Source organism: Butyrivibrio sp. (assembly GCF_017940685.1).
Classification (GTDB): Bacteria; Bacillota; Clostridia; order Lachnospirales; family Lachnospiraceae; genus Butyrivibrio.
Genome location: NZ_JAGAYD010000240.1, coordinates 1 through 10,705, shown reverse-complemented (window position 1 = coordinate 10,705; position 10,705 = coordinate 1). Strand labels below are relative to the sequence as shown.

Annotated in this window: 10 protein-coding genes; all 10 read right to left on the bottom strand. The window is 41.8% G+C overall.

All coding sequences use genetic code 11. From position 1 onward, the window contains the following. On the bottom strand, nt 1-351 hold a 351-nt coding region (locus J6I68_RS14175), incomplete at its 3' end, for a hypothetical protein (RefSeq protein WP_292221270.1). Next, the gene (locus J6I68_RS14170; protein WP_292221269.1) at nt 348-2,945 is read right to left on the bottom strand and encodes a YfhO family protein; all 2,598 of its coding nucleotides are present in this window, start codon (nt 2,943-2,945) and stop codon (nt 348-350) included. The genes J6I68_RS14175 and J6I68_RS14170, both read right to left, overlap by 4 nt. Nucleotides 2,946-3,024: 79 nt before the next feature. Beyond that, nucleotides 3,025-3,447: a hypothetical protein gene (locus tag J6I68_RS14165; RefSeq protein WP_292221268.1), complete on the bottom strand. Its 423-nt coding sequence runs from the start codon at nt 3,445-3,447 to the stop codon at nt 3,025-3,027. 118 nt (nt 3,448-3,565) lie between these two features. After that, nucleotides 3,566-4,324, bottom strand: a complete 759-nt coding sequence (locus J6I68_RS14160) for an ABC transporter ATP-binding protein (RefSeq protein WP_292221266.1) — start codon at nt 4,322-4,324, stop codon at nt 3,566-3,568. Then, entirely contained in the window at nt 4,317-5,135 is an 819-nt protein-coding gene (locus J6I68_RS14155; RefSeq protein WP_292221264.1) for an ABC transporter ATP-binding protein, read from the bottom strand. Before J6I68_RS14155 ends, J6I68_RS14160 begins: the two co-directional genes overlap by 8 nt. After that, the gene (locus J6I68_RS14150; protein WP_292221263.1) at nt 5,126-5,950 is read right to left on the bottom strand and encodes an ABC transporter permease; all 825 of its coding nucleotides are present in this window, start codon (nt 5,948-5,950) and stop codon (nt 5,126-5,128) included. The genes J6I68_RS14155 and J6I68_RS14150 overlap by 10 nt, the downstream gene beginning before the upstream one ends. Continuing rightward, entirely contained in the window at nt 5,943-6,890 is a 948-nt protein-coding gene (locus J6I68_RS14145) for an ABC transporter permease (RefSeq protein ID WP_292221262.1), read from the bottom strand. Before J6I68_RS14145 ends, J6I68_RS14150 begins: the two co-directional genes overlap by 8 nt. 35 nt (nt 6,891-6,925) lie before the next feature. Continuing rightward, nucleotides 6,926-8,455 (bottom strand): ABC transporter substrate-binding protein, encoded by a 1,530-nt coding sequence (locus J6I68_RS14140; protein WP_292221260.1) that lies wholly within the window; start codon nt 8,453-8,455, stop codon nt 6,926-6,928. A 132-nt stretch (nt 8,456-8,587) separates the two neighbouring features. Further along, nucleotides 8,588-9,100, bottom strand: coding sequence for a transcriptional regulator NrdR (gene nrdR / locus J6I68_RS14135; RefSeq protein WP_292221258.1), 513 nt, complete (start codon nt 9,098-9,100; stop codon nt 8,588-8,590). A 165-nt stretch (nt 9,101-9,265) separates the two neighbouring features. Continuing rightward, complete coding sequence (gene ftsZ / locus J6I68_RS14130; protein WP_292221257.1) at nt 9,266-10,510, bottom strand: cell division protein FtsZ; 1,245 nt, start codon at nt 10,508-10,510, stop codon at nt 9,266-9,268. Nucleotides 10,511-10,705: the final 195 nt, after the last annotated feature.

Sequence of the window (10,705 nt, the reverse complement as noted above, 5' to 3'; positions counted from 1 at the left end):
GATCCTGCCTGATTCCTTGTAGTCTTTGTCCGCAAGAATGGCGTCAAGGCTCTTAGACCTTGTAGTTACGAAAACCGATGCAAGGTTTTCTGATCTAAGATAGTTGATCTCATGTTTTTTGGCTTCATAAGACAACTTAAGATCCTCTTCATTCAGGAATGAAGGCAAAAAGAAATAGTGCTCACCATTGCTTTCAAAGACATTTATCTTGTTCTTTCCAAAGCGGGCATACATAAAATCCGTAGCGTCCATATTCTTCGACCGCATGTCTTTCATTGCGATAAAAGAAACCATGAAAAAGCAGATAAATATCACAGTGGCCAAAACCACAAATCTGATCTTCTTTTTCATACGCGCCTCCTTTTGTCCATAATAACGACAATAGCAAGGCAACTGATCCCAAGAATAGTGATGATACACCCTAAAACTATTCCCTTGGGGATAAAGCTCATTTCCACTGTATGAGTTTCTTTTTCAGAATCAATTGGCACGTATGTGAAACAGTCATAGACAGAAACCGCGTCTGTCTTTTTGCCATCCACCTTAATATTCCAGCCATCCTGATAAGGGACTGTCATGAAAACTCCGTCATAGTCTTTCGTCTCAATCTTAAGGCTTGATGAACTCATCCTTGTAACCATACAGTTCCTGTCATCAGCATCCTCATATGCCTTTTCAAGAGCACTTACATCCTCGGTTACAAAAAGAGCTTCTCCAAAGTCATCATCCTCATTTTCAGCCTGAACAGTGATTTCAAGGCTCTCACCCTTACTTAAATAGCCAAGATTAAGCACCTTGGTGCAGGAAAGATTTCCGTAGCTGGTCAAAAAATCTTCTCCTCTGTATACAGAGAGTCCTTCCCCAGCTCCAATAAGGCCTCCAAGGTACATGTACATCTCGCCATCCATAGCTGCTGTAACTTCAAATATCTTTTTGAACTTGCCATCCGTTTCAAGTACGTCTCCACCAGAAACTTCTGCATCCACAAAGATATGCTGTTCCTTTCCCGTTATCCTGCTGTACATATCCTCCTGAAGAGAAAATGGATCAAGGGCTGAAACATGTGTCATAGCAGGATCAGGCCGTACATCTCCCGGATCTGATATTCCCTCAAGGTCAAAATCCTTAGTTCCGACTGCCAGCTTAAGGGCATACGGATTAAGATAACTATTTCTTGTGCCCTTGTGGAACAGAGGATAGTTCCAGTGAACAGGAACCTCCCCATCCCCTATCAGATACTTAACTCCTAAAAGAGAGTCAGCCGTCTCAGTATTGTCATGGCCATAGCCCGTGTATAGGTTATCATCATTGTAGCCGAGCCTTTGCAGAAAATATCTGGCATAAACAAGCCCTGCAGAACTATAGTGCGTAATACCGTTAAAATCATATTGCAGAGCATCATTTTGCTGTCTGGGAACAAGATTTTCCATTCTGTAAAAATACCTGTCATTTCCCTTTACATAAGAAAACTCTTTGTAATTGTCACTGATGGTTTCAGAATACTCCAAAGCGCTCTCACACTTAAGTGCCTGGAAGCCATATGTATTGTATGCATTGGCAGTAAGATCAAGTATATTTATCAAAAGAAATACCGAAAAGATAACGCTAAGGGCTCTTTCTTTATTTCTTTTAGCATTAAAAGAGATAAAGATTCCAGCCATATAGCAAAGGATCAGCGCAAGATTAACAATTATTGTCTTATTTGAAATATGGTCATAGCCTCCCCTTCTTATAAAGAAAAGTCCCATCAGCATCACCACAAGGACCACCGCTGGTATTACCAGGCCCTCTTTCTTTTCAAACATCAAAAGAACTCTCACCGAGCACAGTATGACCAAAAACACAAAGAAAAACGCCTGCCTGTATGGGTGTCCAGAAGGCTCCATGCCTGCATGCCAGATGATGTTTAAAAGATCGATCCCCATGGACAGCATCATGAAAAGAACTAAAAACAGCATTCCAATACGTTCCTTAAGGGCAATCTCTTTTGAAAGAAAATAGACAAGAATGAGCGTTACCAGCAAAACTCCGCAGAAAAGCTGTGGGTATCCAAACCTTGGCTCAATCTCATCATAAGATAAAGTAGGGAGCTTCGAAATAAGATCCACAAAGGACAGGTTGTTGTTTTTTAGCTTCATTCCAAGTAGCGCTACGTCTTTTGGGCTGTCCATAAGCTCCAAAAAAGTCGGGATCATAAGAAAAGCCGATATGGCGCCTGATATTGCTGATGAGTAAATAACTCTCCATATAAGGGCAATTGGCTTTTTAAGGCCAAGGACTACAATGCGGACCACTGTCCAGAGCGCTGTAAAGAGCACAACCTGGTAGGTTATGTAATAGTTAAGAAGTGCCATCAATGAAAGTACTATAATAAATGGCGCCTTTTCATTTTTTACAAGGAGTTTTTCAAGAAAGTAGATATATATTGGCAAAAGCATTACCACATCGATCCACATAAGATTCATGCTGTGGGCGAAAAGAAAGCCTGAAAAAGCCCATGATACTGCCCCAATATAGATAGAGGCGCTGTTTCTTTCAAATACAGATGCACTCTTTGATGTTCCAAAGGCCTTCTGCAGAGTAAAGTCCATAATGAAAGAAGCAAGAATGAGCTTAAGACCAATAATAAGGGTAATCCCAAGATATATCCTGTCTCTGCTAAACAGGGATAAAAGCATAATAAAGGGGCTTGTCATGTAATAGGCAAAGAAGCCTATAATTCCAGAGCCAAGGGTTGTGGAAAAGGAATAGAAAATATTGTTCTTTCCTGTAAGAAGGGTTCTGTAATAGGCATAGTAATCCACATACTGTCTCTTTAAGTCATACATCAAAAAAGTCTTATCTCCAAATGGCGCAATATTGGCCAGAATAAGGACAGATAAAAACATCACCAGTATAAAAAGGCCAGAAACAAGACTGTGCCAGATATTTACTTTTCCATTCATATTAGCTTCTGTGAACATACAGGATATATTTTACCATGAAGATGTCGCAATATTAAAGGGCCGGATCCTCTTAAATATATCAGTGAAGTCTTACAACTACACCATCTTCTGTTCCAGCTACGATATTGCTCTGCTGTCCGCTTAAGTCTTTTCCTACAAAGTACTGATACTGGTGAAGAAGCTGATCCTTCTGCATACCTGAGATAGCCTGTTTCATATCTCTTGATGCAAGTCCCATATCTCCAAAAAGATCTATTGAATTACCGTCGTACTGACCAAAGGATATAGCTACATTCTCTATTGAAGCGTTTTCCCTGGATGGTACTTCTACAGTAAGGTCTAAACTGCTCTTTTTCTCTTCAGGTTTTTGCTGCTGCTCATTTAAGGCCTTGTTACCCTGAGTTTCTGCAGGAGATGGTCTTACCTGTGAGTTATCAGTAGCAGAGGGAATATTATACGCATTGTAATTAGAGATATATCCATTAAGTCCATTCAACGCCATATCTTATTCCTCCTTTCTCATCTACCATTGTGACTCACAAATTATTTCGACACTATCTTCGCATATATTTACAACATTATAATAAAAAAATCATAAAAATCCTATAAACAATAGAAAATTAATTCATTATTCCCGCTGCTTTTAATAAGCTCTTTGTGTAATCAGCCTTAGGATTTTTGTAAAGCTCTTTTGTCTCGCCGTACTCTACTACTTTTCCATCCTTCATGATCATTACGTGGTCGCTGATCTTATAGACCACTCTAAGGTCATGGGATATAAAGATGATTGAAATACCATGCTTTCTATGGAGATTTTCAAGGAGCTCTAATATCTGGGCCTGGATCGTAACATCAAGGGCCGAAACCGGTTCATCTGCAATAAGGAGCTTGGGGGATCTCATAAGTGCAATCCCTATGCACACTCTCTGTCTCTGGCCTCCCGACAGCTGAGCCGGGTATCTGTCAAGAATGCTAACTGGAAGCTCGATCTCTTCAAGGATCTGAAGAACTCTCTTTTCCATTTCTTCCTTAGTCCATTCTCTTGTTTTATCAACCCGAAGGGGCTCTTCAAGGAGCCATCCTATCTTCTTTGCAGGGTTAAGGGAACTGTAAGGATCCTGGAAAACCATCTGGGGCCTGTCGTATTTCTGCCAGATAGTACCTGTGTAGTCCTTGTTGATGCCAACTATAGCCCTTGCCAGGGTGGACTTGCCACTTCCCGACTCACCGGCAATCGCCAGCACCTCTCCCTCCTCCATATTGACCGATACGTCATAGAGAGCCTGGATCTTCTTATTCTTTTTTGAAAAGAGCTTTCTCTTTCTGTTCTTATAAAAGACATTAAGATCAGCTACTTTTAAAACATCTCTATCACTCATTGGCTTTGTCATCCCTTGATAGGTCGATCCTTGGTATTGCAGCTATAAGCCTTTTGGTATAAGGATCTCTTGGTCTTGTGAATATATCACTGGTTCTTCCAGACTCCACAATCTTGCCTTCCTGCATTACTATAACCCTCTGACACAGCTGGTTAACAAGGCTAAGGTCATGAGATATGAAGATAATGGAGGTTTGTCTTTCTTTGTTGAGCTTTTTAAGAAGTTCAACAATCTGGGCCTGGACTGTTACATCCAGAGCAGTCGTAGGCTCATCCGCAATAAGTATCTTAGGATCCCCTATCATGGCGGCGGCGATCATGACTCTCTGTCTCATTCCGCCTGAGAGCTCGTGGGGATACATGTAGTACACATCCTCTGCATTTTCAAGCCCCACAGACCTTAGCATCTCTATAGCCATTACCTTTCTGGCCTCCTTGGATACTTCAGGGTGATGTATGAAAAGAGGTTCCTCAACCTGCCATCCTATCCTCTTTACCGGATTAAGGCTTGTCATAGGTTCCTGGAAGATGATGGATATCTCATCACCCTGATAGGAACGAAGGGTTTTTCTGTCGCAGGTTAAAAGATCATTTCCGTCGAACATGATCCTTCCGCTCTTTTTAAGGCTCTTTCTGTTAAGGAGCCCCGCTATAGCAAGGGCGCTCATGCTCTTTCCAGAGCCTGATTCTCCAACGATTCCAACGATCTCGCCCTTTCCCAGCATAAGGTCAAAGTCCTCAACAGCCACAAAAGGAGTATCAGAGTCATGGAATTCAATATGAAGGTCAGTTACATCAAGTATTATTTCCATCTGCTGATCCCCTCTCCTAAAAATGCAAATCCAAGTACCATAAGAACTATTACTGCACCTGGGAAAAGAACATAGCTGGGCATTGTAAACATGTACTGCTGGGCGTCAGAAAGCATCTTGCCAAGGCTTGCATAAGGCGGCTGTGAGCCGACACCAAGATAACTAAGTCCTGCCTCTGCCAAAACTGCATTATTAAATCCTATCATTATGGAAGATGCCATAACTCCCTTAATATTAGGAACAATGTGGACGAATATCATACGAAAATCTGATACTCCCTGAAGTCTGGCATTTTCCACATAGTCCATGTTCTTGCACCTTAAAACTTCGCCTCTTACAATTCTGGCAAAGCTGGGCACAAAGGCTATTCCAAGGGAAACAAGAAGCTGTATCCAGCCTGTTCCAAAGACGCTGACTATAACAAGGGCAAGTAGAATACTTGGAAAAGCAAAAAGTGCGTCAATGATACGCATCATAACTTCATCCAGCATTCCACCAAAATACCCAGTTAATGCGCCAATTATTGTTCCAACTCCCGCTCCTATAGCAACAGTACCAATAGCAATAAGGAGCGTGATCCTGCTACCATACATAACACGGCTGAAAATATCCCTTCCCATGTTGTCAGTTCCCATAAGATGCCTAAATGACACTCCCTTAAGCTTCTCAGAAGCATTCATGGCTGTGGGCTCATAGGGAGTCCAAAAGATCCCAACAATAGTCATGAGAAGTATCAGGCCTGTGATTATCAGCCCTGCGAGAAGGTATGGATTACTTTTGATATTTCTTTTTAAATCTTTTCTTGCCTTACTCATCCTCAAGTCCTATCCTTGGATCCACAATTCTGTAAATAACGTCAACCAGGAAGTTAACCACGATGACTATCATTGCAATTCCCATGATGATAGCCTCTACCACCGGATAATCCCTGTTGCTGATGCTGGTAAGAAGTATCCTGCTTATGCCCGGGATACTAAATACCTGTTCAATAACAATACTTCCTGCGATCATGTCTGCAAGGGCCATTCCAAGAAATGTAATGACAGGAATAACGGCGTTTTTCAGAATATGTCTATACAGCACGCCATTTGTATTGTTTCCCCTTGAATAAGCAGTTCTTGCATAGTCCTTAAGCGACTCGTCAATAAGGCTTCCTCTTAGCATCTTTACCGTCATGGCAACCTTTGGAAGAGCTATGGCCACTGCAGGGAAGATCAGATATCTGACAAACTTTCCAAAGTCAGCAGTGTAGTTTACGAATCCGCCCGGAGTAAAGAGCCTTAGGATCATTCCAAAGATAAACGTAATAAGGATTCCGGAAAAGAAAGGCGGAATAGCCATTATTACCTGGTTTATCACTGTTATGCTCCTGTCAAGAAGTCCATTCTCGTGCTTGGCCGTTACAATTCCCATAGGTATTGAGACTAAAACAGTCATAATAAAGGCCATGATCCCCATTGTAAGCGTTATTGGTATCTTACTAAGGATCATGCTGCCTACAGGAACCTTATAATTGTAGGAAGTACCAAAATCCCCTCTGATAAAATTTAGAAACCATCTTGCGTAGCGAACAAGAACAGGGTCATTAAGTCCCATTTCTGCTCTCACCTGTTCTACAAGTTCTGGGGAAGCCTCCGTTCCCAGCATTTTGAGGGCCGGATCCCCCGGAATAATATTAAAGGCGAGGAACACACATAGAGAAACTACCAATAATGTGGCTACCATCATGCCAAACTTTTTAATGATATATTTCATATATGTGTACCTCGCCTTAGGTTTTTCCTGCTCTATTATTCAGTAGCAAGCTTTATCTTGCTGATATCCTGAACATAAAGAGGATAGAATACATATCCTGTATATTTCTTGTTAAGAGCAACAAACTCAGGAAGATCCTGGATGTATACGCTTGCTGCTTCCTCTGAGAGGATCCTCTCACACTCTTTGTAGTACTCAGTCTTGGCGCTGTCATCTGAGGTATTCTGTGCATTTGCATAGGCCTCATCGTATGCTGCGCTGTTAAAGTTCGTAAAGTTCCTGCCTGCATCTGATACATATCTTGCAAGAAGTGAAGAAGCTGCAAGAGTTGATGCATCTACACCTACTACTGTTGACTGATACTTTCTGTCTGAGTAAACATCTGAAATCCATGAATTCCACTCGATCTCCTGGATGTTTGCAGTAACACCGATGTTTTTAAGCTGCTCTGAAAGAACCTGTGCAGTATCAACATGCTGAGTGTAGTTAGATGGAACTGTTATTGTAAACTCAAATCCATCTGGGTAACCAGCCTCTGCAAGAAGCTCTTTTGCCTTGTCAAAGTCAGTGTTGTATGTGTCGTTGAGCTCAGGAAGGAAATACTTGGTAAATGAGGGGAACATTGCACTTCCGATCTCTGTGCCTGCACCGTCAGATACATAATCCATGATCTCCTGAGGGTTAATAGCATAGCAAAGGGCCTGACGAACTCTTACATCGTCGAAAGGCTTCTCAGCGTTGTTAAGGTAAAGAGCCTGTACAAGGTTCATTGTTCCCTCGTAAACCTCAAAATCCTCGCTAAGCTGCTCTACCTGTGTGCTGGTGATACGTGCATACATATCGATGGATCCGCCGTTAAGGTCCATAACAACAGCATCTGAGTTGGCCTCGATCTTGAATACAACATCCTTGATGTATGCCTTATCTCCCCAGTAATCATCATATCTTGTCATGATAAAGTTCTCCTGAGGTGAGCTTGATACATACTTGTAAGGACCTGTACCAATGACATTAGTAGCCGGATCAGTGTTAGAAGCTGGAATAATAGCTACTGTAAGCTGTGTAAGGAAATCAGAATCTCCTTCCTTAAGCACTACTTCCACATGCTTGTCATCTACAATATTTACACTGTCAATGTTGGAATAAGATGAGATAAGGGGCTCACTGCCATCAGTGCCCATATTACGTTCAATAGAATACTTGATATCCTCTACTGTAACGTTACTTCCATCATGGAACTTGATCCCATCTCTCAAGGTAAAGGTGTAAACCTTGTTGTCCTCTGAAATCGTGTACTCACTTGCTACAGCAGGGTTAAGATTACCGTTCTCATCAGGCTTGACAAGCCCTTCGAACAAATTAAAAAGAACCTCCTTAGTTCCTGCCCCTGTCGCATAATGGGGGTCAAGACCGTCAATATCCTGAGGTATTCCGATAGTAATCTTAGAAGAATCATCTCCTGCTGTCTTGTCGCTTGAACATCCGCTCAATGCAATAGCCAGTGTCGTTAACACGATTGCCAGAGCTCCTGTAGTTTTTCTCCTTAGGGAGTTCTTGTTGATCATGTTAAAATCCTCCTAGTATTAAGTTTTTATGGACCTTTTTGGTCCATCACATGAACAATATACGTGTCAGTTAATAAAATGTCAAGCAAAAAACACCCCGAAGAAGCCGCGCTTCCTCGGGGAAATGAGCTTTTATTGTTCCTTTAAAAGTGGTGTACTTTTGTCTGTAGCATCGGTAATTGTACCATCTGCCTCTTTTCTGAGCACAGACTTAAGTTCATCCATAAATGTATTAACGTCTTTAAATTCTCTATAAACAGATGCAAATCTTACGTAAGCAACAGGGTCAAGATTCTTCATCTTGTCCATGACGATTTCACCGATAGCACGACTTGGAATTTCCTTTTGCTCCATGTTGAATACTTCTGTCTCTACAGCATCAACAAGCTTGGAAATCTGCTCTGCACTTACAGGTCTCTTATGACATGCCCTAAGCACACCAGCTTCGATCTTGGAACGATCGTATGGCTCGCGAACATCACCTTTCTTGATGACTATAAGCGGAATAGTCTCAACCTTTTCATAAGTTGTAAATCTCTTGCCACAGGAATCGCATACTCTCCTACGTCTGATGGAAGTATTCTCATCAGCTGGCCTTGAATCAATAACTCTTGTGTCATCTTTTCCGCAAAACGGGCATTTCATGACTTTCCCTCCAATTTTTTAATGATATGTCCACTGTATATTGTGTGAAAAACAATATCAATACACAAATTATTGTAGCATGATTTACCGCATTTTTCTATATAAAATATTGATATATGTAAAAAAAAGCCCTCCGCATTATTGCGGAGGGCACTGAAAACTATATTACTTTCTCTGAAGGAAATCAGGAATCTTGAGAGACTTAGGCTCTACTGTGCTCTTAATCTCGCTTGGTCTGTTAAGTGTCAGAGGTCTTGTAGCTGATGATGCAGCCGAAGCCTCTGCTGCAGGAGTACCAATTGTAGAGATTGTTGGCTGAACAGGTGTTATTGGTGTTACTGTCTGCTGAACAGGAGTAACTGGTGTAGCTACTGTCTGAGCTACAGGAGTAGGTGCTGGAGCTACTGGCTTAGCTGCAGCCTGAGCCTTAGCCTGTGCTACTGCTGCATTACCTGTGCCTGTTGCCTCAATTCCTGTTGCGATTACAGTAACAGTACATGTATCTGTCTTGCTCTCGTCATACATTGCACCGAAGATAACGTTAACGTCATCACCAGCCAGCTGACGAACATATTCTGATGCATCAGATGCATCTGTAAGAGTGATATCACCAGAAATATTGATGATAACATCTGTTGCTCCATTGACCTTGGTCTCAAGAAGTGGACTCTCAACAGCCATCTTAACAGCGTCTGTTGCCTTGTCATCACCCTTGCCACTACCGATACCGATATGGGCGATGCCCTTGTCCTTCATGACTGTTGAAACATCAGCGAAGTCGAGGTTGATAACTGCAGGAACATTGATAAGATCAGTGATTCCCTGAACAGCCTGCTGAAGTACTTCATCAGCCTTCTTAAGTGCATCTGGCATTGTAGTGCGTCTGTCTACTATCTGAAGAAGCTTATCGTTAGGAATAACAATAAGAGTATCTACGTTGTTTCTGATATTGCTAATACCAAGCATAGCATTCTGCATACGAACACGAGCCTCAAAGCTGAAAGGCTTGGTTACAACGCCTACAGTGAGGATGCCCATCTCTTTTGCCAGCTTAGCTACAACAGGAGCTGCTCCAGTACCAGTTCCGCCACCCATACCACAGGTAACAAAAACCATATCAGCGCCTTTAAGTGCTGCTGATATTTCCTCTGAACTCTCTTCTGCTGCTTTCTGTCCGATCTCAGGCTTAGCGCCTGCTCCAAGTCCCTTAGTGAGCTTCTCACCAATCTGTAAAAGCTTTGGTGCTTTGCACAACTGAAGTGCCTGTTTATCAGTATTAATACCGATGAACTCTACACCGGTAATATTCTCATCTACCATTCTATTTACAGCATTATTACCTGCACCGCCAACCCCGACGACGATGATCTTGCAGGCATTTTCTGCCTCGTTAGACTTAATCTCCAGCAAAACAACTCCTCCTTCATAAACCTCATAGACTCCTAATAGCTATGATACGATTTTTTGTTTCGATTTTCAACCAATATTTTTTAATAAAATGTTTACAATTCGCTTGACAATTTACTGATTTTTCTCTTCAAAAGTGATGTTTTTTGTATCGTCGTCAAAATCTTTCATCTCCAAAATTCCTTTTTTTCCACTAAG

What these genes read in the sequence shown, in the direction of transcription:
- J6I68_RS14170 (WP_292221269.1), bottom strand. Translation starts at nt 2,945, where the DNA reads ATGAATGGAAAAGTAAATATCTGGCACAGTCTTGTTTCTGGCCTTTTT.
- J6I68_RS14165 (WP_292221268.1), bottom strand. Translation starts at nt 3,447, where the DNA reads ATGGCGTTGAATGGACTTAATGGATATATCTCTAATTACAATGCGTAT.
- J6I68_RS14160 (WP_292221266.1), bottom strand. Translation starts at nt 4,324, where the DNA reads ATGAGTGATAGAGATGTTTTAAAAGTAGCTGATCTTAATGTCTTTTAT.
- J6I68_RS14155 (WP_292221264.1), bottom strand. Translation starts at nt 5,135, where the DNA reads ATGGAAATAATACTTGATGTAACTGACCTTCATATTGAATTCCATGAC.
- J6I68_RS14150 (WP_292221263.1), bottom strand. Translation starts at nt 5,950, where the DNA reads ATGAGTAAGGCAAGAAAAGATTTAAAAAGAAATATCAAAAGTAATCCA.
- J6I68_RS14145 (WP_292221262.1), bottom strand. Translation starts at nt 6,890, where the DNA reads ATGAAATATATCATTAAAAAGTTTGGCATGATGGTAGCCACATTATTG.
- J6I68_RS14140 (WP_292221260.1), bottom strand. Translation starts at nt 8,455, where the DNA reads ATGATCAACAAGAACTCCCTAAGGAGAAAAACTACAGGAGCTCTGGCA.
- nrdR (WP_292221258.1), bottom strand. Translation starts at nt 9,100, where the DNA reads ATGAAATGCCCGTTTTGCGGAAAAGATGACACAAGAGTTATTGATTCA.